Origin of the sequence: Nonomuraea bangladeshensis (assembly GCF_039529455.1) — a bacterium.
Classification (GTDB): Bacteria; Actinomycetota; Actinomycetes; order Streptosporangiales; family Streptosporangiaceae; genus Nonomuraea; species Nonomuraea bangladeshensis.
This window is the reverse complement of the sequence record NZ_BAAAMV010000012.1, coordinates 272,772-294,935: the sequence shown is the minus strand read 5'-3', so window position 1 is coordinate 294,935 and position 22,164 is coordinate 272,772. Positions and strand designations below refer to the sequence as shown.

Annotated in this window: 22 protein-coding genes; 13 read left to right on the top strand and 9 right to left on the bottom strand. The window is 72.8% G+C overall.

Annotation, left to right across the window (positions count from 1 at the left end):
- Positions 1-4: 4 nt before the first annotated feature.
- Complete coding sequence (locus tag ABD292_RS38675; protein ID WP_344216473.1) at positions 5-430, bottom strand: pyridoxamine 5'-phosphate oxidase family protein; 426 nt, start codon at positions 428-430, stop codon at positions 5-7.
- 50 nt (positions 431-480) lie between these two features.
- Here ABD292_RS38675 and ABD292_RS38670 point away from each other — a divergent pair, with 50 nt between their 5' ends.
- The gene (locus tag ABD292_RS38670; protein WP_344216471.1) at positions 481-1,485 is read left to right on the top strand and encodes an alpha/beta hydrolase fold domain-containing protein; all 1,005 of its coding nucleotides are present in this window, start codon (positions 481-483) and stop codon (positions 1,483-1,485) included.
- Here the strand turns inward: ABD292_RS38670 and ABD292_RS38665 are convergent.
- The 4 genes from ABD292_RS38665 to ABD292_RS38650 form a co-directional block, all read right to left on the bottom strand.
- Positions 1,455-2,849: an MFS transporter gene (locus ABD292_RS38665; RefSeq protein WP_344216469.1), complete on the bottom strand. Its 1,395-nt coding sequence runs from the start codon at positions 2,847-2,849 to the stop codon at positions 1,455-1,457. The genes ABD292_RS38670 and ABD292_RS38665 overlap by 31 nt on opposite strands.
- Before the next feature lie 129 nt (positions 2,850-2,978).
- Positions 2,979-3,467, bottom strand: a complete 489-nt coding sequence (locus ABD292_RS38660; RefSeq protein WP_344216467.1) for a MarR family winged helix-turn-helix transcriptional regulator — start codon at positions 3,465-3,467, stop codon at positions 2,979-2,981.
- Positions 3,468-3,516: 49 nt separating this feature from the next.
- Positions 3,517-3,891, bottom strand: coding sequence for a GntR family transcriptional regulator (locus ABD292_RS38655; RefSeq protein WP_344216465.1), 375 nt, complete (start codon positions 3,889-3,891; stop codon positions 3,517-3,519).
- Positions 3,888-4,721 carry a hypothetical protein gene (locus ABD292_RS38650; protein WP_344216463.1) on the bottom strand — a complete coding sequence of 278 codons (834 nt, stop codon included), beginning with the start codon at positions 4,719-4,721 and terminating at the stop codon, positions 3,888-3,890. Before ABD292_RS38650 ends, ABD292_RS38655 begins: the two co-directional genes overlap by 4 nt.
- Positions 4,722-4,971: 250 nt before the next feature.
- Here ABD292_RS38650 and ABD292_RS38645 point away from each other — a divergent pair, with 250 nt between their 5' ends.
- Together ABD292_RS38645 and ABD292_RS38640 are read left to right on the top strand one after the other, a co-directional pair.
- Complete coding sequence (locus tag ABD292_RS38645; protein ID WP_329576677.1) at positions 4,972-5,103, top strand: hypothetical protein; 132 nt, start codon at positions 4,972-4,974, stop codon at positions 5,101-5,103.
- 91 nt (positions 5,104-5,194) lie between these two features.
- The gene (locus ABD292_RS38640) at positions 5,195-6,193 is read left to right on the top strand and encodes a hypothetical protein (protein WP_344216459.1); all 999 of its coding nucleotides are present in this window, start codon (positions 5,195-5,197) and stop codon (positions 6,191-6,193) included.
- A gap of 29 nt (positions 6,194-6,222) precedes the next feature.
- Here the strand turns inward: ABD292_RS38640 and ABD292_RS38635 are convergent, their stop codons facing one another.
- Positions 6,223-6,801, bottom strand: coding sequence for a mycothiol transferase (locus ABD292_RS38635; RefSeq protein ID WP_344216457.1), 579 nt, complete (start codon positions 6,799-6,801; stop codon positions 6,223-6,225).
- 107 nt (positions 6,802-6,908) lie between these two features.
- Between ABD292_RS38635 and ABD292_RS38630 the strand changes: the two genes are divergently transcribed.
- Positions 6,909-7,337, top strand: a complete 429-nt coding sequence (locus ABD292_RS38630; RefSeq protein WP_344216455.1) for a Fur family transcriptional regulator — start codon at positions 6,909-6,911, stop codon at positions 7,335-7,337.
- Between the two features lie 23 nt (positions 7,338-7,360).
- Entirely contained in the window at positions 7,361-9,637 is a 2,277-nt protein-coding gene (gene katG, locus ABD292_RS38625; protein ID WP_344216453.1) for a catalase/peroxidase HPI, read from the top strand.
- An 82-nt stretch (positions 9,638-9,719) separates the two neighbouring features.
- On the opposite strand, the gene ABD292_RS38620 is transcribed toward katG, so the two are convergent.
- Positions 9,720-11,303 carry a hypothetical protein gene (locus ABD292_RS38620; RefSeq protein ID WP_344216451.1) on the bottom strand — a complete coding sequence of 528 codons (1,584 nt, stop codon included), beginning with the start codon at positions 11,301-11,303 and terminating at the stop codon, positions 9,720-9,722.
- Between the two features lie 301 nt (positions 11,304-11,604).
- Between ABD292_RS38620 and ABD292_RS38615 the strand changes: the two genes are divergently transcribed.
- The gene (locus ABD292_RS38615; protein ID WP_344216449.1) at positions 11,605-13,080 is read left to right on the top strand and encodes an alpha/beta hydrolase; all 1,476 of its coding nucleotides are present in this window, start codon (positions 11,605-11,607) and stop codon (positions 13,078-13,080) included.
- A gap of 51 nt (positions 13,081-13,131) precedes the next feature.
- Here ABD292_RS38615 and ABD292_RS38610 read toward each other — a convergent pair whose 3' ends face one another.
- The gene (locus tag ABD292_RS38610; protein ID WP_344216447.1) at positions 13,132-14,349 is read right to left on the bottom strand and encodes an MFS transporter; all 1,218 of its coding nucleotides are present in this window, start codon (positions 14,347-14,349) and stop codon (positions 13,132-13,134) included.
- A gap of 60 nt (positions 14,350-14,409) precedes the next feature.
- Between ABD292_RS38610 and ABD292_RS38605 the strand changes: the two genes are divergently transcribed.
- The 7 genes from ABD292_RS38605 to ABD292_RS38575 all read left to right on the top strand — a co-directional run bounded on the left by ABD292_RS38605 (position 14,410) and on the right by ABD292_RS38575 (position 20,758).
- Positions 14,410-15,453: an ArsR/SmtB family transcription factor gene (locus tag ABD292_RS38605; RefSeq protein ID WP_344216445.1), complete on the top strand. Its 1,044-nt coding sequence runs from the start codon at positions 14,410-14,412 to the stop codon at positions 15,451-15,453.
- A gap of 120 nt (positions 15,454-15,573) precedes the next feature.
- Positions 15,574-16,197, top strand: coding sequence for a TetR family transcriptional regulator (locus ABD292_RS38600; protein ID WP_344216443.1), 624 nt, complete (start codon positions 15,574-15,576; stop codon positions 16,195-16,197).
- Positions 16,194-16,385, top strand: coding sequence for a ferredoxin (locus ABD292_RS38595; RefSeq protein ID WP_091085938.1), 192 nt, complete (start codon positions 16,194-16,196; stop codon positions 16,383-16,385). The genes ABD292_RS38600 and ABD292_RS38595 overlap by 4 nt, the downstream gene beginning before the upstream one ends.
- 10 nt (positions 16,386-16,395) lie before the next feature.
- Entirely contained in the window at positions 16,396-17,673 is a 1,278-nt protein-coding gene (locus ABD292_RS38590; protein WP_344216441.1) for a cytochrome P450, read from the top strand.
- A gap of 107 nt (positions 17,674-17,780) precedes the next feature.
- Complete coding sequence (locus ABD292_RS38585) at positions 17,781-19,022, top strand: Tm-1-like ATP-binding domain-containing protein (RefSeq protein ID WP_344216439.1); 1,242 nt, start codon at positions 17,781-17,783, stop codon at positions 19,020-19,022.
- Complete coding sequence (locus ABD292_RS38580) at positions 19,019-19,846, top strand: phosphoenolpyruvate hydrolase family protein (RefSeq protein WP_344216437.1); 828 nt, start codon at positions 19,019-19,021, stop codon at positions 19,844-19,846. The genes ABD292_RS38585 and ABD292_RS38580 overlap by 4 nt, the downstream gene beginning before the upstream one ends.
- An 87-nt stretch (positions 19,847-19,933) precedes the next feature.
- Complete coding sequence (locus ABD292_RS38575; RefSeq protein ID WP_344216435.1) at positions 19,934-20,758, top strand: class I SAM-dependent methyltransferase; 825 nt, start codon at positions 19,934-19,936, stop codon at positions 20,756-20,758.
- Here the strand turns inward: ABD292_RS38575 and ABD292_RS38570 are convergent.
- The gene (locus tag ABD292_RS38570) at positions 20,755-22,134 is read right to left on the bottom strand and encodes an FAD-dependent monooxygenase (RefSeq protein WP_344216433.1); all 1,380 of its coding nucleotides are present in this window, start codon (positions 22,132-22,134) and stop codon (positions 20,755-20,757) included. The genes ABD292_RS38575 and ABD292_RS38570 overlap by 4 nt on opposite strands.
- Positions 22,135-22,164 lie beyond the last annotated feature (30 nt).

The following is a 22,164-nucleotide window of genomic DNA, read 5'->3' as shown; positions in this document are numbered from 1 at the left end:
GCCGTCAGGGACCGGCCTCGACGCGGGTGCCGGTGACCAGCTCGGGATGGATCCGGACGACCACCCCGATCTTCTCGCCCGGCCACGGCCGCAGCAGGCGCAGGGCGCGGGCGATCTCCTCGTCGCTCTCCACCAGCCCGGCGCGGCCGGTCAGCACGATGCTCCACCCGTGGCGGGTCGCCGTGTCCAGCACGTCCGCCTCGTACACGACCGGCGCGACCTGGGAGAGCAGCGGGACGACCGGGCAGTCCTCCGGCAGGCCGACGAGCACGTCCTCGCCGTCCATGACGTGGCTGACCAGCCGGATGCCGGGCAGGGCGCGGCTGATGAACACGAGCCTGCCGAAGGTCACGTTGCCGAGCAGGCGCAGGCCCTCCGGGCGGGTCAGCGGGCGGCTGACGGTTCTTGGCTGGGTCGATCGGTACGGCACACCGAAACCTTCCTGCAGCCGGGCCCGCCGCCGGTAGGGACCAAAGTCCCTTGTTCGGGACGCTCCGGGTCACCCCGCCCGCGCCCGGCCCCGGCGGGCGCGATAGAAGAGTGGCCATGCCGTTCCACCCCGAGCTCGCCAGGAAGCTGGCGCCGCTGCGCGGCGTGACCCGCGAGGACCTGGCCACGGACCCGGAGGCGCAGCGCCTGTTCGCCGAGTACGTCCGCGACCCGGCCGAGTGGTCCCTGCCGGCCGGCGTCACCGTCGAGGACGTCACCCTCGACGGGCCGCACGGCCCGATCCCCGTCCGCACCTACCGCACCACCGGCACCCCGGGCAGGGCCCTGCTGTGGGCGCACGGGGGCGGGTTCGTCTTCGGCGACCTGGACAAGCCCGAGGCCCGCGTGGTCAGCGCCGAGCTGGCCGCGCGCACCGGCGCCTTCGTCGTCTCGGTCGGCTACCGGCTGGCCAGGGACGGCGTGCGCCATCCCGTGCCGATCGACGACGTGGACGCGGCCTGGCGGTGGCTGACCGGCGAGGCCGCACCGGGGGTGCCCGCCGCGCTGGGCGGGGCCAGCGCGGGCGCGGCGCTCGTCCTGGCCACCGCCCTGCGCGCCCGCGACCGCGCAGCCGACGGGGGAAAGGCCCCGGACCTGCTGCTTCTCGCCTATCCGTTCGCGCACTACCCGAACCCGGCCCTCGACGACGACGTGGCCGCCGAGATGCGCGAGCTGCCGCCGTTCACGCGCTTCCACCCCGCCGACGTCGAGCGGATGGTCCGCGCCTACGTGGGCCGGATCAGCGACGTCCCGCCCGACGCGCTGCCCGGGGCGGCCCGCCTCGACGGCCTGCCCGCCACCCGCATCCTGCTGTCGGAGTACGACGACCTGCGCGCCTCGGGCGAGCTCCTGGAGCGCCAGCTGCGCGAGGCCGGGGTGCCGGTGAGCACGTACCTGGCGTGCGGCATGCCGCACGGGCACCTCAACCGGACCCCGGCCCTCGACGAGGTCGACGCCTCGCTCGGCTACTTCGCGGCCGCGCTCGCCGCCGGCTGACCGCCCTGCTCCGCCGCCGTCTCCGCCGGGGCGGGGCGGCGCAGGACGGTGACCGCCACCGCGAGGGCCGCGACCAGCAGCCCGGCCGCGATGCCGAACGCGAGTCGGTACCCGCCGGTCAGCGCCTCCGCCTGCGACGTCCCCGCGGCCAGCAGGTCGCCGGTGCGCCCGGCGGCCATCGTGGACAGCAGCGCGACGCCGACCGCCATGCCGACCTGCTGGGTGGTGTTGAACAGCCCGGAGGCGAGCCCCGCGTCGCTCTCCCGCGCCCCGGACATGCCGAGCGTGGCCAGGGCGGGCAGCACCAGGCCGCCGCCCGAGATCAGCAGCATGGGAGGCAGCAGGTGGACCGCGTACGCGGCGTCCGCCGGCACCTGGGACAGCAGCGTCATGGCCGCCACCAGCATGGCCAGCCCGGTCACCAGCACGGCGCGGGCGCCGAACCTGGCGGCGAGCCTGGCGGAGGCGAACAGCGAGATCGAGCCGATGCCGACCGCGGCCGGCAGCATCGCCAGGCCGGTCTCCAGCGCCCCGTAGCCGAGCACGCGCTGCATGTAGAGGGCGACGAGGACCTGGAAGGCGAACATCCCGGACAGGGCCAGCATCTGCGCGAGGTTGGCCCCGACGACGTTGCGCGAGCGCAGGATCCGCAGCGGCATGAGCGGCGTGCGGGCCGTGGCCTGCCGCGCGACGAACCCGCCGAGCAGGGCCAGTGAGAGCGCGCCGAGGCCGAGCGTGTGGGCCGACAGCCAGCCGTGCTCCTCCACCTTGACCACCGCGTAGATGCCCAGCATCAGGCCGGAGGTGACCAGCGCGGCGCCGAGGACGTCCGCGCCGGCCCGCAGCCCGGCCCCCCGGTCGGCGGGCAGGGCGCGCAGCGCGAGCGCCAGGGTGACCACGCCGATCGGCACGTTGACCAGGAAGATCCACGGCCAGCTCAGGCCGTCGGTGAGCACCCCGCCCAGGACCTGCCCGATGGACGCGCCGGCCGCGCCGGTGAAGCTGAAGATCGCGATGGCCTTGCCGCGCTCGGCCGGCCCGGAGAACAGCGTCACCAGGATGCCCAGCACCACGGCACTGGCCAGCGCGCTGCCCACGCCTTGGAGGAAGCGGGCGGCGATGAGCACGCCGGGGCCGGTGGCCAGGCCCGCCAGCAGGGAGGCGGCCGTGAAGATCGCGTTCCCGGCCAGGAACATCGCCCGCCGCCCGATCAGGTCGCCGAGCCTCCCCGCCAGCAGCAGGAGCCCTCCGAAGGGGATCAGGTAGGCGTTGACCATCCAGCTCAGACCGGCGGCCGAGAAGCCCAGGTCGTGCTGGATGGCCGGCATCGCCACGGTCACGATGCTGCCGTCGAGGATGGTCATCAGTCCCGTCGCGGACAGCACTCCCAAGGCTGTCCAACGCGAGTCGAGCATGTTCCGCACAGGTCTCTCCCGTCTCGTGACAGGTGAGACCTTAACAGATAGTTCCGTTGTAGACGATCCTCTTCGGATCTATTTTGCGCGCTCCCGTGCCCTGCGGGCCTGCACCGGGCCTTCGACGGGGGCGGCCAGATGGCCGGTGACCAGGCGGTTCAGGGCGCGGACCAGGACCTCGCGCTCGTCGTCGGGCAGCGTCTGCAGGGCGTCGCGGTGCACGCCGTCCACGACCTCCTGGCTGCGCCGGGCGATTGCCGCGCCCTTCTCGGTGACCGCGATGATGCGCGCCCGCCGGTCGGTGCTCGACGGGCGGCGCTCGGCGTAACCGGCCTTCTCCAGCGCGTCCACCGTCACCACCATCGTGGTCTTGTCCATGTCGCCCAGCTCGGCGAGCTGGATCTGGGTGCGTTCCGCCTCCAGCGCGTGCACCAGCACGCAGTGCATGCGCGGCGTCAGGCCGATCTCGGCCAGCGCCGCCGCCATCCGCGAGCGCAGCGCGTGGCTGGTGTGGTCGAGCAGGAAGGACAGGTCGGTCTCGGCGCGGGCGGGTGCCATGGCGGTCATGTTCCTCAGCGTACCCACACCGTCCCGCTGCGGATTATCCGTGACCTGACTATGCGCTGTCGGCCGGGGCGGGGGAGCGCAGGGCGGCCTCGGCGATGCGCAGCGCCTCCTCCGCGCCTAGCCCGAGCGCGGCGACCGTGGCGGCGTAGTCGGCGGCGGCCCGCCGGGCACGTTCCCGCGTCTCCTCGCCGGCCGCCGTCACGAACGACCCGGCCCGCCCCCGGGTCTCGATCAGCCCCGCCTCCTCCAGCTCCCGATAGGCCCGGCCGACCGTGTTCACGGCGAGCCCCAGGTCGGCCGCGAGCCGCCGGATGGTCGGCAGCCGCGCCCCCACGGCCAGCGTCCGGTCGTGGATCTGCCCGGCGAGCTGGGCCCGCAGCTGCTCGAACGGCGGCACCGGCGAGCCCGCGTCGATGACGATCATCCCAGGCTCACGATCCGCCTGGCCATGGCCGCGCTGTCCGGCGTACGGGTCTGGATCACGACGAGGGCGGCCAGCCCCAGGAGCACCAGGCTGAGCGAGGCGGCCCGCCACCAGCCGGGCGCCATGCCGAACAGCAGCACCATCGGCAGGCACCACACCGTGCCCGGCGACGTGCTCTCGCGGGCGTCCTCGATCCGCATGATCACGTCGGCGGTCAGCGACAGCTCGTCCTCGGCCACCACCGGCCGCGCCAGCAGGTCGCGCACCTGGAGGAGGGCGACCGCCCCAACGCCGGCCAGGGCGACGAGCAGGACGAGCGCCGCCTGGCGGACGCCGGCGCCGTCGAGGGTGAGCGCGCTTCCCGTCAGTGCCAGGGCCGCCGCGTACGTGCCCGCGGCCCAGAGGGCGTACGGCCGGCCGAGCAGGACCCGCCAGCCGGGCTGCACCGGGTGCGTGGCCCGCCGGGCCAGCGCCGCACCGGCTCCCCGGTCGATCCGGCGTACCCATGCCTCCAGCAGGGTCCGCGTCACCAGCAGCGCGGCGACCAGCCCGGCCAGCATCAGCAGCGGCCACCACGTCCAGGACTCCGATCCCGGCCCGCCGGGCGCGGCCAGGAAGAGGTTCAGCTGCGCCAGCGCCGCCGCGATGATCAGCACGGCCAGCATGAGGTGGTCGGCCAGCCGCGCGCGGCGCCGCGCCGCCAGCCGGGCGGCGAGCAGCGGCGTCGGCCGCGCCTCGCCGAGGCCGTGCCGGGCCAGCCAGTCCCCGGCCTGGCGCACGTCTCCGGGCCGTACGCGCACCCCTTGCCCGCCTGTTCGCTCGTCCGTCATGACCCGCTCCCGTTTTGTCGCAAGCTTTGTCTCATCATAGTGAGACAAAAGGTGCGACAAAGTCAACGGGCGAAAAATCCGGTTGCCCGGCCTCCGGCCGCTCCCGTAAGGTTGGGGACATGCGCCTTTACCTGTGATCCGCGCTCAGCGGCGACCAACCCGACGTCTCAGTTCAGCCCAGACGCGGCAGCCGTGCGTGTTGCCCGACCGGCGTGAGCCGCGTCCCCGATCCCGGTGAAGGAGCTTCCTCATGCGTGCCCGCTCAGGCAAGACCAGCAAGAACGACAAGACCCTGCCCGGCCTCCCGGCGCCCCGGCGGCTGCCGAAGCTGCCCGCGCGGCCGATCGCGCCGCCGCGCCGCATTCCGTCCAAGGGTCGCTGACCTGCGACGACGACGCCGCCCGCGCCCCGTGCCGGCGGGGGCGGCGTCATGTCCGCCCCACCCGCGGCAAGATCGTCGCTAGATTGCGGGGATGGCCTTACCCCTCCGGCGGACCGGCGCGATGATCCTCGCGGCCGGCCTCGCGCTCACCACGACCACTCCCGCCCTCGCCGCGGCCGACCGGGTCCTGCGGGTCTACCAGGACAACATCGAGAACCTGGTGCGCAACAACCCCGACGGCACCTGCACCCGCGTCTCGGGCCCGGACCACCTCACGTCCATGCTGGTGGACGACGACGGCAGGACCGGCACCAGCGGCGTCCGGCCGCCCGACCTGCTGATCGTCCAGCAGGTACGCGGCGCCGGCCAGGCCACCGCCTACGCCGACCAGCTCTCCGCCAAGTTCGGCTACCCCGCGGGCACGTACCAGGCGATCGTGGCCTGGGACGACCCCGAGCCGTGGGGCGGCAGCCACAAGTGCAGCGTCCAGTCGCTCGGCGACCTGAAGAAGAAGCAGACCAACGGCATCCTCTACAACACCCGCACGCTGAGCCTCGCCGCCGGCGACGTGTCGAAGTACTGGAGCGCGGGCTGGCTCAAGCCGGGCACCGCGTACGCCGGCGGCGCCGGCTGCACGCTCTACAAGCCGCCGAGCAACGACGACGGCAGCGCCTACACCCACAAGTGGAAGCGCACCAGCGCCATCGCGGCCCGCTTCACGATCAAGGAGACGGGGACGGCGGTCTTCGCCGCCACCCTGCACCTGCCGGAGCAGAACGGCGCGAACGCCTGCGGCGGCGCCGGCTCCACCGGCATCGGCGGCACCGGAATCCACGTCGGCGCGGACGCCACGAGCCTCATGAACGCCTCCGCGATCCGCGTGCTCGGCGTGGACGCCAACCGCACCGGCATCGCCCGCACCGCCCTGTCCGGCTTCGGCATGACCGGGTACGGCGCGAAGCCGACCATGGGCTCCAGGAAGATCGACTACCTGTTCGTCAAGGGCACGGTGCGGCCGTCGGCCGTCGACCATACCGTGAGCGGCACCAAGTCGGACCACCTCGCCCTGTACGCGTTCATCGACCACTGAATCGACCACTGAGTCGGCCACTGGATCGACTACCGGACGGCGCTCCCTGACACGGGGCGCCAGCCGGGCGGCGGGTCCTCGCCGGTCACCCCGTCCACCGCCTCGCGCAGCAGGTCGGCGTGGCCGGTGTGGCGCCCGTACTCCTCGATCACGTCACAGAGCAGCCGGCGCAGGCTGAGCCGGCGCCCGTCCGGCCAGGCGAGGTGGACGAGCCGGCCGGGCCCGCCGGCGGCCAGCGCCTCGCCGACCCGCGCCCGCGAGCGCTCGACGGCGGCGTCGTAGAGCGCGTAGAGGTCCTCGGGACGGTCGGCGGCGGCCGAGGTGAAGTCCCAGCCGGGGTCGGCCGCCCAGTCCACGGCGTCCCACGGCGGGCCCAGCGGCGCACCGCTCAGCCGGGGGCCGGACATGTGGTCCTCGACGAACGCGAGGTGCTTGAGCAGGCCGCCCAGCGTCAGGGACGAGGCGCCGACGCGGGCCCGCAGCCCGGCGGCGTCGAGGTCGTCGGCCTTCCACCGGAAGGTGGCGCGCAGCCGGTCGAGCGCGCCGACGAGCTGCTCGGCCTCGGTGCCCGCGACCGGCGGCTCCCACCAGGGGTCGTCGTGAGTCATGCGGCCACCGTAGAGGCCGTTCCGGACGTTCCGCTGCCGGTAAAGGTCGGGTCTGTGGCTCCCCTCGTAACTTGAACTGTTCCAGTTTAGGGGGATATGTTGTGGGCATGGCGTCCGACTTCGAGGTACAGCTCCGAGCGGCCTCGCTGCGCGTGACCCGGCCGCGGCTGGCAGTGCTCGGGGCGCTGCGCGACCACGCTCACGTCGACACCGACACGGTGATCTCCCTGGTACGGGCCGAGCTCCCCAGGGTCTCCCACCAGGCGGTCTACGACGTGCTGCGCGCGCTCACCACGGCCGGCCTGGTGCGGCGCATCGAGCCCGCCGGCGCGGCCGCCCGCTACGAGTTGCGGGTGGGGGACAACCACCACCACCTCGTGTGCCGCTCCTGCGGCATGATCGCGGACGTCGACTGCGCCGTCGGCGAGGCCCCTTGTCTCACCGCCTCGGACGACCATGGCTTCGTGATCGACGAGGCGGAGGTCGTCTACTGGGGCACCTGCCCCGACTGTACGAACCAACGCAGTGCCCAGTGATGTGGCAGTTCGGAAGGAAATAGATGAGCGACACGCAGGACAACAGGCCATCGAGCGCGCAGGGCGTGGACCGCAAGGAAGCGGCCGGCTGCCCGGTCGCGCACGACTCGGTGACCTCGCACGGCAGCGAGAGCGAGAACCCGGCGATCGACTCGCCGAGCGCCAAGAGGCACGGCCGTCCGCGCACGAACCGCGACTGGTGGCCCAACCAGCTCGACCTCTCGATGCTGCGCGCGCACTCGTCCAAGAGCAACCCGCTCGGGCAGGGCTTCGACTACGCCAAGGAGTTCGAGAAGCTCGACGTCGAGGCGCTCAAGCGCGACATCACCGAGGTGCTCACCACCTCGCAGGACTGGTGGCCCGCCGACTTCGGCCACTACGGCGGCCTGATGATCCGCATGAGCTGGCACGCCGCGGGCACCTACCGCATCCACGACGGCCGCGGCGGCGCCGGTGACGGCGGGCAGCGCTTCGCCCCGCTCAACAGCTGGCCCGACAACGCCAACCTCGACAAGGCCCGGCGTCTGCTGTGGCCGGTCAAGAAGAAGTACGGCCAGAAGATCTCGTGGGCCGACCTGCTCGTGCTCGCCGGCAACGTGGCCCTGGAGTCGATGGGCTTCAAGACCTTCGGCTTCGGCTTCGGCCGCAAGGACGTCTGGGAGCCCGAGGAGATCTTCTGGGGCCCCGAGGACGCCTGGCTCGGCGACGAGCGCTACGTCTCCGAGAGCGAGATGGTGCCGGAGGTCGGCGCCACCGAGATGGGCCTCATCTACGTCAACCCGGAGGGCCCGCGCGGCAACGCCGACCCGGCCGCGGCCGCGCACTTCATCCGCGAGACGTTCGGCCGGATGGCGATGAACGACGAGGAGACCGTCGCCCTCATCGCCGGCGGCCACACCTTCGGCAAGACCCACGGCGCCGGCGTCGCCGACGACCACGTGGGCCCGGAGCCGGAGGGCGCGCCGCTGGAGGCGCAGGGCCTCGGCTGGCTGAGCACGCACGGCAGCGGCAAGGCCGGTGACACGATCACCAGCGGCCTCGAGGTGACGTGGACCGACAAGCCCACCCAGTGGAGCAACCGCTTCTTCGAGATCCTCTTCGGCTACGAGTGGGAGCTCACCACGAGCCCCGGCGGCGCCAAGCAGTGGGTCGCCAAGGACGCCGAGGAGATCATCCCCGACCCCTTCGACCCGGCGAAGAAGCACAAGCCGACGATGCTGACGACCGACCTGTCGCTGCGCGTCGACCCGATCTACCGCGAGATCTCGCTCCGCTTCCTCAACAACCCGGACGAGTTCCAGCTCGCCTTCGCCAAGGCCTGGTACAAACTGCTGCACCGTGACATGGGCCCGGTCAGCCGCTACCTCGGGCCGTGGGTTCCGGAGCCCCAGCTGTGGCAGGACCCGGTGCCGGCCGTCGACCACGAGCTCGTGAGCGACGCCGACGTGGCCGCGCTCAAGGAGCAGATCCTGGCCTCCGGTCTCACCACCGCGCAGCTCGTCACCACCGCGTGGGCCTCGGCCGCGAGCTTCCGCTCCACCGACAAGCGCGGCGGCGCCAACGGCGCGAGGATCCGCCTTGAGCCGCAGCGCAACTGGGAGGTCAACCAGCCCGAGCAGCTCGCCGCGGTCCTGCCCGTCCTCGAGGACATCCAGCGCAAGTTCAACGAGGGCGGCGGCGCGAAGATCTCGCTGGCCGACCTGATCGTGCTGGGCGGTTCGGCCGCGGTCGAGAAGGCGGCCCAGGAGGCCGGCGTGCCGGTGACGGTGCCGTTCCACCCGGGCCGCACCGACGCCTCGCAGGAGCAGACCGACGTCGAGTCCTTCCGCGTCATGGAGCCGCGGGCCGACGGGTTCCGCAACTACGTGAGGGCCGGCGAGAAGACCCAGCCCGAGGTGCTGCTCGTGGACCGGGCGTACATGCTGGACCTGACCCCGCCGGAGATGACCGTCCTCGTCGGCGGCCTGCGCTCCCTCGGGGCCAACTACGGCGGCGCCAAGCACGGCGTCCTCACCGACCGGCCCGGCGTGCTCACCAACGACTTCTTCGCCAACCTGCTCTCCCCGGGCACCCGGTGGAAGGCGTCGGAGTCGGAGGAGAACGTCTACGAGATCCGCGACGCGGCCACGGACGAGCTGAAGTGGACCGCCACGGCGGTCGACCTCATCTTCGGCTCCAACTCGCAGCTGCGCGCCCTCGCCGAGGTCTACGCCAGCGACGACGCCCGCGAGAAGTTCGTCACGGACTTCGTCGCGGCCTGGACCAAGGTCATGGAGCTCGACCGCTTCGACCTGGCCTGATCCGCACCACACCGCCGAGCCCGGCCGATCACGATGATCGGCCGGGCTCGCCCGGTCTGTGTGGTCCGGGCAACGCCACCGGTCACTCGTCCGGCTCGTGCACGGTGACGGCCTGGCTGGCCTCTGCTGCTCCGGTCCGGCTGTCGCCTCCCCATCGCACGGTGTAGGTGTACTCACCGACGTCCGGGGTGTCGTCGAACATGTACGACCCGAAAGCGGTGATCCCCTCCTGCCACCGGACGGTGTCGCCGTCGGCATGGCGGGTGCGCTGGATGGTGATCCAAACCTTGCGCGGCGGAGTGGTGCCCTCGGCCTGCAACTCACCGCTGAATATCAGCGCGTTGCCGACGACCGCGCTCGTCGGCCCGGACAGCGTCAGCGTGGTGCCGTACCTGACCGCAGCGGTGGCCGAGGCCTTGCTCCACCGGTGCCCTGAACCGCCGTCCCAGCGCACGGTGTAGGTGATCTGCCCGCCGACGGGTGGCGTGTCGGTGAAGGTGAAGGTCCCGTCCGCCGCGGACGTCGCGGGGGGCAGTTCCGCGCTGGTTCCGTCAGGCAGGGTGCGGGTCACGATGAGTGGCCGCGCGCCCGGAGCCGTTCCGTCGGCGAATGCCAGCCGGCCTGTCAGGGTGAGCGGTTCACGCGCCGTCCCGCCAGGCGCGGCAGTCAGCGTCAGTGTGGACGGGGGCAGTGTCACGTCGTGGAGCCGCCACAGGATCAGCTGGTCCGTGGGCGTCTTCAGCAGGCTGAAGACGTCCCGGCCCGAGAACGCCACGCTGCCCCGCACCACCTCGCCCACAGGCGTGTCCTCGGTGCGGATCACCGCCCCCGAGGCCGCGTCGTACAGCGTCATCGCCGTGCCGATGTCCCGCGCTCCCGCGATGAAGGATCCGTCGGAGCTGATGGCGACGGCCATGGGATAGCCGTCGAAGGAAGGCCCCTGGTAGCCGCGTACCTTCGTCAGAGTAGTAGCGTCCCAGACGTCGAACGAGTACGGGATCGCGAAGGCCGAGATCACGTGCGAGCCGTCCGGAGTGACGGCGACATCCGCCAGCCGATGGTTGTCCTGGGCGTGCCCGTCGATCTCGCCGCGTAGGACGGGATGAGCGCCGCTCAGGTCGTAGACGAACAGATCGGTCGGACTACCTGCGCCTTCGCCGACCACCAGCGTGTCTCCCGCCGCGGCGAGGAGCGGGCCCACCGGGAGGGGATTTCCGAACGGCGACGGTTGTGGCACCGCCGCCGACAGGTCGAGGCCGAGAACACCCTTATCCCCGCCGCAGCCGCCGTAGCCGACCCACAGCCGCTCACCGGTGAGTGCCAACGTCGACGGGCACGGGAAGTCGGAGAGGTCGATACGTCGAGTGATCTCCCGAGTCGCAGTGTCGATCTCGGCCACCTCGTTCGAGCCTTGCGATGCCGCGTACAGGCGGCTGCCGTCGGCCGTCATGGCGAGGCTGAACGCATCGGAAAGGCCGGTGACGACGCCCTCGATCTTGCCGGTGGTGTCCGCCATGACGATGCGGTCGCCCGCGGCGACAGCGACCTTGCCGCCTCCGACGACCAGATCACCGTTGCTGCCGGTCACGCCGAGGTCGGTCATCGAGTCCTCGGCCGTGGCCGTGGAGGCCAGGGCGACGAGGAAGCCGAAGGCCATGGTCAGCACGCCGCCGAAGGCGAGCCGGGCGAGCCCGCGACTGCCCGGGGACAAGAAGCGCACGTGGTTCTCCGCTCGTGACAGATGGATGAGGAACGGAACAGCTTGATCAACTCAAAGGACGCGCCACCGGTCAAGATCTGAAGCGGCATCCGCCCTTCCGGCAGGGCTGTCCTCGATGATCTTCGGGGCTGGTCGGCGCTCGCCGGCCAGGTGGCCGTTCGATCTCCACCAAGATCGAACGAGGCCACGTCTGTGCTTAGATCTCCTGATAATTCAGCACAGCTGTCGCGGCCCTCTGGAGCCACCTTTGATCCGTCGCCTCCTCCACGCCCTCCCGGTGGCCGCGATCCTCATCGGCGCCTGGTGGGGTTACGGCGCGCTCACCGCACAGTCGGACGCGGCCCTGCGCGCCCAGCGTCCCGTCTGGGAGCGCTGCCCCGGCAGCCTCGACGTGCAGTGCGCCCGCATCCAGGTCCCGCTCGACCACGGCGCACCCGAGGAGCACACGATCGACCTGGCGCTCGCACGGCTGCCCGCCCGCCATCCGGAGCAGCGGCTCGGCTCGCTCGTGGTCAACTACGGCGGTCCCGGCATCTCAGGCGTCAGGTCGTTTCTCTGGGACCCGGAGCCCTTCAACGGGCTGCGCGCCCGCTACGACATCGTCGCCTTCGACCCGCGCGGCGTCGGCGAGAGCAGCCCGCTGAGCTGCCGCCCCTCCGGCGAGCCCCTCCCTTATCTGCGGGTGGACCGGACGCCGGAGACACCGCAAGAGATCACGGCCCTGGTCAAGGCCAGGAACGAGTACGCCGACATGTGCCGGGAGCAGGAGAGCTTCCACCTGCCGCATGTGACGACCAAGGCGACCGCCCGCGACCTGGACATCCTGCGATCCGCGCTGGGCGAGTCCACGCTCAACTTCCTCGGCTCGTCCTACGGCGGCGGCCTCGGCGCCGCTTACGCCGAGCTGTACCCGGACAAGGTCGGGCGCATGGTCCTGGACGCTCCGGCCACCAGCCACACGCCATCCCTTCACAGCGGCACCGCCGTTTCCGACGAGTCGATCAGAGCCTTCGTCGAGGACTGCGCCGGACGGCCGGACTGCCCGCTGGGACACGAGGTGGACGCGGGGCTCGAAACGCTCAGGGCGTTCGTGGCGGGGCTCGACTCTCGTCCCCTCGACGTCTCCGGCGACAGGCTCGACGACGCCGCGGCCGTCGAAGGCATCCAGCAGCTGCTGCGCGACGACTGGCCCGGACTCCGCACGGCGCTGGCCAAGGGACTGAAAGGCGACGGCTCGCCGCTCCACGCCGCGGCCACGAGCCTCAACGGGGACGTGTTCTTCTCCCGTGACGCCCACGCCGCGATCTCCTGCGCCGACGACGCGGCCCGGCCCGATCCCGAGGACGTCGCGCGGCAGGCCGAGATCGCGCGCCGCACCGCGCCCATCACCGGTGCCCTGACCGTGTGGAGCGCGCTGTACTGCCAGGGCTGGGACCCGGTCCCGGGAGCGGCTCTGCCGAGCCGGCTGTCCGACGGACCCGCGAAAGTGCCGCCCATCTTGGTGGTCGGCGTGGACGGCGATCCCGTCGTCCCCTACGAAGGGGTGCGGGAGCTCAGAGCCACGTTGACCGGCTCGGTGCTGGTCACGCTGCGCGGCCACGGGCACACCGCCTACAGGAGCGGGCTGCGCTGCGTGAACGAGGCGGTGGACGCGTACCTGCTGGAGGGACGGCTCCCCGCCGCTGACGTGGAGTGCGGGCCGGCGGACGACGGCGGGAGCTAGCCGCGCCCCGGCGTCCGAGCACCAGACCGGAGCCTGGAACGCCGGCCTGCGTCAGACCTCGTGGCGGAGCGGGCTGAGCCAGATCGGTATCCAGCTGAGCGCCATGAGCGCCGCGCCTGCCCACATCGCCGTCCCGATGCACCAGACCTCGCCGAGAAGGCCCGCCAGCAGGCCGCCGACGCCGACCGCACCCATGAGGATCAGGCGCATGGTGGCGTTCATCCGGCCGAGCATCGGGTCGGGTGTGACCTTCTGCCTGAAGCTGACGAGCAGCACGTTGTTCACTCCTGTCCGGAAGGACAAGATGCCCCACGCGGCCGCCGAGATCCAGACGCTCCAGCCGACGAACGGCACCAGCAGTGCGAACGGCGCGGTGGTCAGGCCGACGATCCACACGGCCCGCCCGTGGCCGAACCGTCGCCCGATCAGGTGAGCCGTCGAGGAGCCGGCCAGCACACCGAGCCCGCCGACGGCAAGGTAGGCCCCGAGCACCCAGGCGGGATGCCCGAGCTCGTCGACGAGCAGCACGGGCAGCAGCGTCGAGCAGAGCGGGAAGGCGAGGTTCGTCATGCCGCCTTGGGCCGCGATGGCGGTGAGGACCCGGTGGCCGAAGAGGAATCGCACCCCCTCGCCGATCTGCCGTCCGAGTCGCTCGCCGGGCACGGGGGCGGGCGCGGGCTCGGGCTTGCTGATCCGGCACAGCCACACGGCCGACCACAGGTAGGTGAGCGCGTCGAGCAGGATCGCCACCGGCGCGCCCGCGAGAGCCACCAGCACCCCGGCGGAGCTTCTGCCGCCCACGTCCATCGCCGCGTTCGTGCCGACGAGCACCGAGTTCGCGGCGGTGAGCCGGTCCCGGCCGACCAGGTGCGGGACCGTGCTCTGCGAGGCGACGTCGAAGAAGAGCGTGCCGACTCCCGTCGCGACGGCGACGCCGTACAGCTGGGTCATCGTGAGGGCGTCCAGCCACCACGTGACCGTCACCGACAGCAGAAGCGCGGCGCGGACCAGGTCCGTCGCGATCATCACCGGGCGGCGCCTGACCCGGTCCATCCATGCTCCGGCGGGCAGGCCGAGCACGAGCACGGTGATGGTGGTGAGGGCGCTGAGCAGTCCCACTTCGCCGGGCCCGGCGTCGAGGGCGATCACCGCGAGCAGGGGCATCGCCACGTAGCCGACCTGGCTGCCGAACTGGCTGACCGCCGACGCCAGGTAGAGGTTTCTGAAGGAGGGGTCGTGCAGGAGCGGAGGCTCGGCAGCGGTTGTCATGCCGTCTAGATGCTGGAATCGTCGGTCCGGGCGCTATTGATTAAGCAGAGGACGAATCGGATGGGCCTTGAGCTGACGTTCACCGCACGGGATGCGGCCAATGTCCGTTTCGCGGTTTCTCCTCTGTGGGAGGTCGTCGCCAGCGTGCGGGTGGTGAAGAATCCGGCCGCGCATGCCGTGCTCAAGCCCTGGGCCGAACGGGTGCGGCGGCGGCTCGCCGATGTCGACTGGCGGTTGCTGTCCGACCTGGTGCCGGTGCCGACGATCTCGATCGTCGGCTTCGTCTGTCCGCCGCCCGCGACCTCCGTGCCCGACCTGGAGGTCGAGCTGGCCGGAATGGCGGCGATGGCACCCCTGGTCCAGGAGGGTTTCGACGCCTGGGACGGTCCGCGCACCCGAGCACTCCAAGAGCTCTACGCCGACCCCGTGGGCGGCCTCGAACGGCTGGCCGAGGAGATCCGCGGCTACTGGGAGGCGGCCATCGCGCCCTACTGGCCGCGCGTACGGGCCTTGCTCGAAGGCGACGTGCTCTACCGCGCCAGATTGCTGGCCGAGGGCGGCCTGCGGCGCATGCTCAGCGACCTCGACCCCGCCGTGACGTGGGAGGGGGAGACGCTGCGCCTGCCCAAGACCGTCTGTGAAGGTGTGCGCCCGCTGGGCGGCCTGGGACTGTTGCTCGTGCCGTCGGTGTTCACCTGGCCGCGTGTCTTCTCCATCACGTCCCCGCCCTGGCAGCCCACGATCCGCTACCCCCCGCGCGGCGTCGCGACGCTTTGGGAGCGCCGCGAGAGCGATCCGCCACAGGCGCTGGCCGCCGTGCTCGGCCGGACCCGCACCCGGCTGCTGGCCGAACTCGACCAGCCCGCCTCGACCAAGGAGCTGGCCGCCCGCCTCGACCTGTCGGAACCGGGCGCGAGCCAGCACCTCACCGCTCTCCGCAGGGCCGGGCTGGCCAGCGCGCACCGCACGGGGAGATACGTGCTCTATGCCCGTACGGCCGTCGCCGAGACGCTGCTCGCCGGCGACGCGAGCCCTGCACCGAGCGGTCACGAGCAGGGACAGGCGGGAACCGCCGAACTCCCCGGCCCACCCGGCGCCCACTGACGACCGAGCGCCGGGTTCCCGGAGGGTGAGCGTGTTCCGGCCGGCTCGGCACGTCACGGGTCATCGACGTTCTCGGGGTTACCTCTTGACGCAACAAATGAACGCTCTTTTAATTCGCACATGGGGCGCATCGCCGGCGTCAGCGCCGCGGAAACCCGGGAGAGGCTGCTGCTCGCCGCCGCGGAGGTGTTCGCCGAGCGCGGCTACGACGGCACGCGGGTCGCCGACATCGCCGCCGCCGCGGGCGTCAGCAACGGGGCGATGTACGCCCACTTCGGCTCCAAGGCCGAGCTGATCGTGGCGGCGCTGCGCGCCCACGGGCGGCAGACGCTGGCCAGGCTGGTCGCGGCCGACCCCGACCGTACGGCCACCGAGCTGCTGCTCGTCCTCGGCAGGAACCTGCCGCGCCGCCGCGACGCGCCCGGTTACCTCATCGTGGAGGCCCTCACCGCCGCCCGCCGCGACGAGGACATGGCCCGCCCGATGCGCGACTACGTCGGCGAGCGCGCGGAATGGCTCGCCGGGCTGGTCCGCGCCGCCCAGGACGACGGCGAGCTCGACCCCGCGCTGCCGGCGGGCGCGCTGGCCCACTTCTGCCTGCTCCTCGCCATGGGCAGCGCGCTGATCACCCCCGACCTGCACGCCGTCGAGGACGAGGAGTGGACGGCGCTGCTCACCCGCATCGTCCGGGCGTTCGCCCCGGCAGAGAGCGGGACCCCACCAGAGAGCGGAGCACCGCAGTGAAAGTGAAGATCGACCCGGAACGCTGCCAGGGGCACGGCCGCTGCTACGACCTGGCTCCCGCGCTGTTCGCCGAGGACGACGAGGGCTACGGCCAGGTCGTCGGCGACGGCGCCGTGCCGGAGGGCGAGGAGCGCACGGCGCGCCTGGCGGTGGCCAACTGCCCCGAGCGGGCGATCGAGATCCTCTAGGAGGCGTGGCATGACCGTTGACGACCGCTTCACCCAAGGCTTCCGTGAGCCCCACGAGGACGAGCCGCTCGGCACCCGCAACGAGGTCATCACCGGCCCCGTCTCCGACTGGGCGACCGACTTCTCCCACATGGAGCCGGAGTGGGCCGCGGACCCGTACCCCATCCAGGACGATCTGCGTCAGCGCTGCCCCATCGCGCACACCGACCGGTTCGGCGGCGGCTGGCTGCCCACCCGCTACGAGGACGTCGCGGCCATCGCCTACGACACCGAGCGCTTCTCGTCCCGGTCGATCATCATGAGCAACTTCCGCCCGCCCAAGGAGCTGGCCCCGGTGGGCGGCACGCCGCCGATCTCCTCCGACCCGCCCTTCCACCACGACGCCCGCAAGCTGCTGCTGCCGGCCTTCACCAAGACGGCCGTCTCCCGGATGGAGGGGCCCACCCGGGCCTTCTGCCACCAGCTCATCGACGCCTTCGAGGGCCGCGACGTCGTCGACGCCGCCCGCGACTACGCCCAGCACATCCCGGTCCGCGTCATCGCCGACATGCTCGGCTTCCCGCAGGAGGACGGGCCCCGGTTCCGGGAGTTCATCGAGAGCTCGCTCGAAGGCGTCAACCTGCCGCCGGAGGAGCGGATCGAGCGGATGGACGAGCTGTTCGACTACCTGCTCGCCCAGATCCGCGACCACCTCGACCACCCGCGCGACGACCTGACGACGTACCTCATCGAGGCCGAGCTGTACGGCCGCAAGCTCGACCCGTCCCACGTGGCCGGCACGATGGCGCTGCTGCTCATCGCGGGCATCGACACGACCTGGAGCGCCATCGGCGCGTCCCTGTGGCACCTGGCGAAGACGCCCGCCGACCGCGAGCGGCTGGTCGCCGAGCCCGGCCTGGTGCCGACCGCGATGGAGGAGTTCCTGCGGGTGTACGCGCCGGTGACGATGGCCCGGCTGGTCAAGGAGGACATGCACTGGAACGGCGTGGACATGAAGGCCGACGACTGGGTGCTGCTGTCGTTCCCCGCGGCCAACCGCGACCCCGCGCAGTTCGAGCAGGCGGACGAGGTCGTCATCGACCGCAAGGTCAACCGGCACGTGGCCTTCGGCCTCGGCATCCACCGCTGCGTGGGCTCCCATCTGGCCAGGATGGAGCTGCGGGTGGCGCTGGAGGTGTGGCTGGAGCGGGTGCCGGAGTTCGGGCTCGCCGACCCGGCCGGGGTGACGTGGGCGGCCGGCCAGGTACGCGGCCCGCGCAGCCTCCCCCTGCGCCTCGGCCGCCCGTAGGAGGCGGGGCCGGGAGCCGTCCGGCGTGGAAAGCGGATGACGGGGCACATCACAGCGGGACCGTCCGGTTCCCCCGGGATCGACCAGCGCTGAGGTGAGGCCAGAACATGCCGTCCGTCGTACTGATCGGCACGCTCGACACCAAGGGCGAGGAGTACGCGTGGCTGCGCAACCGGCTCGTCGAGCTGGGCAGCGACGTCGTCGTGATCGACGTGGGCGTGGGTGAGCACGGGGACACCCTGCTCGCCGACGTCCCCGCCGGGCGGGTCGCCGAGGCGGCGGGCGCGGACCTGCGGGCGCTGCGGGAGGCGGGCGACCGGGGCGCGGCCGTCGCCGCGATGGGGGAGGGCGCGGCCGTCGTCGTCGACGGGCTGCACGGCGACGGCCGGGTGGACGCCGTGCTGGCGCTGGGCGGCAGCGGCGGCTCCTCGATCGCCGCGCGGGCCGTCCGCGACCTGCCGATCGGGCTGCCCAAGCTCATCGTCTCCACGATGGCGGCCGGGGACGTCTCGCCCTACGTCGGGGCCAGCGACGTCACGATGATGTACAGCGTGGTCGACATCGCCGGGATCAACCGGCTCTCGCGCGCCATCCTCGGCAACGCGGCGGCCGCCGCCGCGGGCATGGCGCGGGCCTACCAGCTCGCCAAGGCCGTGCAGACCGCGGGGCTGCCGGACCGGCCGCTGATCGGCGCGTCGATGTTCGGGGTCACCACCCCGGCCGTGGACGCCGCCCGCGACCGGCTCGCCGAGCTCGGCTACGAGGTGCTGGTCTTCCACGCCACCGGCTCCGGCGGCCGGGCCCTGGAGGGCCTGGCCGGCAGCGGCATGCTGGCCGGGGTGCTCGACCTGACCACCACCGAGCTGGCCGACGACCTGGTGGGCGGCGTGCTGTCGGCGGGTCCCGACCGGCTCACCGCCGCCGGGCGGCACGGAGTGCCGCAGGTCGTCGCGCCCGGCGCGCTCGACATGGTGAACTTCGGGCCGCAGGACAGCGTGCCCTCCGAGTTCACCGGCCGCCTGCTGTACGCGCACAACCCGACCGTGACGCTGATGCGCACCACGCCGGAGGAGATGGCCGAGCTCGGCCGCCGCGTGGCCGCCAAGCTGCGCCGGGCGCGCGGCCCGGCCGCGCTGTTCCTGCCCCGGCGGGGAGTCTCCGCGCTGGACGCGCCCGGCGGCGCGTTCGCCCGCCCCGAGGCCGACGCCGCCTGCTTCGAGGCCCTGGTCGAGGGCCTGCGCGGCTCCGCCGTCGCCGTCGAGGACCTGGACATGCACATCAACGACCCCGCCTTCGGCCGGGCCATGGCCGACCGGCTGCACGAGCTGATCACCGGAGGTGCCTCTTGAACCGGCAGGACGTCCTTGCCAGGCTGCGCGCGACGGTCGCCGCCGGCCGGCCCGTGATCGGCGCGGGCGCCGGCACCGGCCTGTCGGCCAAGTGCGCCGAGGCCGGCGGCGTGGATCTGATCATCATCTACAACTCCGGCCGCTACCGCATGGCGGGGCGGGGCTCCCTGGCCGGGCTGCTGCCGTACGGCGACGCGAACCAGATCGTCGTGGAAATGGCCGCCGAGGTGCTGCCGGTCGTCCGGGACACGCCGGTGCTGGCCGGGGTGTGCGGCACGGACCCGTTCCGTGTCATGCCGTACTTCCTCGACCAGCTCAAGGCCATGGGCTTCGCCGGCGTGCAGAACTTCCCGACCGTCGGCCTGTACGACGGCACCTTCCGGCAGAACCTGGAGGAGACCGGCATGGGCTTCGACCTGGAGGTCGAGCTGATCCGGCTGGCCCGCGAGCGTGACCTGCTCACCGCCCCCTACGTCTTCGACGAGGAGCAGGCGCGGGCCATGACCGAGGCCGGGGCCGACGTGCTGGTGCCGCACGTCGGGCTGACCACCAAGGGCAGCATCGGCGCCGGCACCGCGCTGAGCCTGGACGAGGCCGCCGAGCGGGTGCAGGCCATGCGGGACGCCGCCGTCGCGGTCCGGCCCGACGTGCTGGTGCTCTGTCACGGCGGGCCCATCGCCGAGCCGGAGGACGCTGCGCACGTGCTGGCGCGTACCGAGGGGGTGGCCGGGTTCTTCGGGGCCTCGTCGGTGGAGCGGCTGCCGACCGAGCGGGCCATCACCGAGCAGGTCCGCGCCTTCAAGTCGCTGCGCCCGGGGGCGTGACGAGGGGCCGCGCGGCCGGCTCGCCTAGCATGGAACGGGATGGAACGCCCTCCCCCCGGACGCTCGCACCACACCGGGAGGGACCTCATGGGGACGACACCGCATCCGACCGCCGGACTGGCGGAAGTGAAGGAACGCCAGCGGCTGGCCTGGGAGTCCGGCGACTACGCCCGCGTCGGCGTGACCCTGCAGCCGATGGCCGAACGCCTCGTCGAGGCGGCCGGTGTGCGCGCCGGGCAGCGCGTGCTCGACGTGGCCTGCGGCCAGGGCAACGCCGCACTCGCCGCGGCCAGGCGCTTCGCCGAGGCCACCGGCCTCGACTACGTGCCCGCCCTGCTGGAGCAGGGGCGCGGGCGGGCCGCGGCCGAGCGCCTGGAGGTGGCGTTCGCCGAAGGGGACGCCGAGGCGCTGCCGTTCCCCGACGCCGCCTTCGACGTCTCGCTCAGCACCGTCGGCGTGATGTTCGCGCCCGACCAGGAGCGGGCCGCCGCCGAGCTGCTGCGCGTGACCCGGCCCGGCGGCACGGTCGCGCTGGCCGCCTGGACGCCCGACGGGCTGGTGGGCGAGATGTTCCGGACGATCGGCAAGTACGCCCCGCCCCCGCCGCAGGTCCGCTCGCCCATGCTGTGGGGGACGCCGGAGCGGCTGCGCGAGCTGTTCGGCGGCGAGGTCGAGTGGACCGCGCTCACCACCCGTACGTTCGAGTTCGCCTTCCACTCGCCCGAGCACTTCGCCGAGTGGTTCATCGCCTACTACGGGCCGATCCACCGGATGGCGGGCACGCTCGACGAGGACACCCGGCGCGGCTTCGCCGCCGAGCTGGCCGGGGTGCCGGTCGCCTTCAACCGGTCCGGCGACGGGACGCTGCTGGCGGCCGGCGACTACCTGGAGGCCGTCGGGACCCGCTGCTAGACCAGGGCCAGGTAGGCCGCGAGCTCTCCGGCGGAGTCGGTGGCGATCCCGACGTACCCGTCGGGCCTGATGAGGGTGTGCCGCCTGCCGCCGTACGGCTCGGCGGGCGCGTACGCCCGCACCTTCGGCCCGCCGGGGACGGCGGGCGCGGGGTCCGGCGACAGCAGGGTGAAGTGCGGCCCCCTCAGCAGGTCGAACATCCGCGCCCGGCGGCCGTCGGCGAGCCGCACCGGCCCGTCGGGCACCCGGTCGCCGCCGGCGCGGGCCAGCGTGCCGCCCCGGTAGCCGAGCTGGAGCTGGTAGGTCTCCTCGTCGCGCCGGAACGTCTTCCTGTCGTGCAGGCCGGTGCTGAGCCCCAGCACGCGGGCCGCGATCGGGCGGCGCTCCTCCTCGTAGGTGTCCAGCAGCGCGGCCGGCGCGCCGGAGAGGGCGCGGGCGAGCTTCCAGCCCAGGTTGTACGCGTCCTGCACGCCGGTGTTGAGCCCCTGCCCGCCCGCGGGGGAGTGCACGTGCGCGGCGTCCCCGGCGAGGAACACCCGCCCGGCCCGGTAGCGGTCGGCCAGCCGGATGTTGACCCGGTGGAGCGAGGACCACGACAGCTCGGTGACCCGCGCCCGGCGCTGCATCGAGCGTTCGGCGAAGACCCGCTGGAACCCGGCCAGGGTCAGGTCGGGCGCCACGCCCGGCCGGAGCGGCGCGAGGAGCTGGAACGTGCCGGCGCCCGCCATCGGGTAGAGCGCCAGCATGCCCCGGCCGGGCCGGAGCCAGACGTGGATGTGGTCCCGGTCGAGCCCGTCCACCCGTACGTCGCCGAGCATCATGCGCTCCTCCTCCCGCGTCTCGCCCCCGAAGCCGATGCCGAGCGCCTTGCGCACCGGGCTGCGGCCGCCGTCGGCCGCCACGAGGTAGCGGGCCCGGACCGTCGCGCCGGTGCCCAGCCGGGCGGTCACGCCGTCCGCGTCCTGCTCGAAGCCGGTCAGCTCCGCGCCGTGCTCGACCTTCCCGCCCAGCTCCGCCAGCCGCTCGCGCAGGACCTCCTCGGTGCGCCACTGCGGGTGCATCAGCACGGTCGGGTACGGCACCGCCTCGCTCGCCGCCGCCCGCCGGTGCATGCGGCCCTGGTACAGCGGCACCCTGCCGACCCTGACCCGCAGCGGCGGGTACGGCGCCGCCGTCGCCAGCACCCGCCCGATCACCCCGAGGTCGTCGAGGATCTCCAGCGTGCGCGGCTGCAGCCCTTTGCCCTTCGACCCGGCCGAGGGCTCCGGCGCCCGCTCCACCAGGCGGTGCTCGATGCCGCGTCTGGCCAGCTCCACCGCGAGCGTGAGCCCCGTGGGCCCGGCGCCGGCGATGAGCACGTTCGTGTCATCCGTCATACGCCCCACGGTGTCGAACGTTGCTGCCGG

What these genes read in the sequence shown, in the direction of transcription:
- ABD292_RS38645 (WP_329576677.1), top strand. Translation starts at nt 4,972, where the DNA reads ATGCGTGCCCGCTCAGGCAAGACCAGCAAGAACGACAAGACCCTGCCC.
- ABD292_RS38655 (WP_344216465.1), bottom strand. Translation starts at nt 3,891, where the DNA reads ATGATCGTCATCGACGCGGGCTCGCCGGTGCCGCCGTTCGAGCAGCTG.
- ABD292_RS38590 (WP_344216441.1), top strand. Translation starts at nt 16,396, where the DNA reads ATGACCGTTGACGACCGCTTCACCCAAGGCTTCCGTGAGCCCCACGAG.
- ABD292_RS38665 (WP_344216469.1), bottom strand. Translation starts at nt 2,849, where the DNA reads ATGACCATCCTCGACGGCAGCATCGTGACCGTGGCGATGCCGGCCATC.
- ABD292_RS38640 (WP_344216459.1), top strand. Translation starts at nt 5,195, where the DNA reads ATGGCCTTACCCCTCCGGCGGACCGGCGCGATGATCCTCGCGGCCGGC.
- ABD292_RS38610 (WP_344216447.1), bottom strand. Translation starts at nt 14,349, where the DNA reads ATGACAACCGCTGCCGAGCCTCCGCTCCTGCACGACCCCTCCTTCAGA.
- ABD292_RS38630 (WP_344216455.1), top strand. Translation starts at nt 6,909, where the DNA reads ATGGCGTCCGACTTCGAGGTACAGCTCCGAGCGGCCTCGCTGCGCGTG.
- ABD292_RS38575 (WP_344216435.1), top strand. Translation starts at nt 19,934, where the DNA reads ATGGGGACGACACCGCATCCGACCGCCGGACTGGCGGAAGTGAAGGAA.
- ABD292_RS38660 (WP_344216467.1), bottom strand. Translation starts at nt 3,467, where the DNA reads ATGACCGCCATGGCACCCGCCCGCGCCGAGACCGACCTGTCCTTCCTG.
- ABD292_RS38585 (WP_344216439.1), top strand. Translation starts at nt 17,781, where the DNA reads ATGCCGTCCGTCGTACTGATCGGCACGCTCGACACCAAGGGCGAGGAG.
- ABD292_RS38635 (WP_344216457.1), bottom strand. Translation starts at nt 6,801, where the DNA reads ATGACTCACGACGACCCCTGGTGGGAGCCGCCGGTCGCGGGCACCGAG.
- ABD292_RS38600 (WP_344216443.1), top strand. Translation starts at nt 15,574, where the DNA reads ATGGGGCGCATCGCCGGCGTCAGCGCCGCGGAAACCCGGGAGAGGCTG.
- ABD292_RS38650 (WP_344216463.1), bottom strand. Translation starts at nt 4,721, where the DNA reads ATGACGGACGAGCGAACAGGCGGGCAAGGGGTGCGCGTACGGCCCGGA.
- ABD292_RS38570 (WP_344216433.1), bottom strand. Translation starts at nt 22,134, where the DNA reads ATGACGGATGACACGAACGTGCTCATCGCCGGCGCCGGGCCCACGGGG.
- katG (WP_344216453.1), top strand. Translation starts at nt 7,361, where the DNA reads ATGAGCGACACGCAGGACAACAGGCCATCGAGCGCGCAGGGCGTGGAC.
- ABD292_RS38605 (WP_344216445.1), top strand. Translation starts at nt 14,410, where the DNA reads ATGGGCCTTGAGCTGACGTTCACCGCACGGGATGCGGCCAATGTCCGT.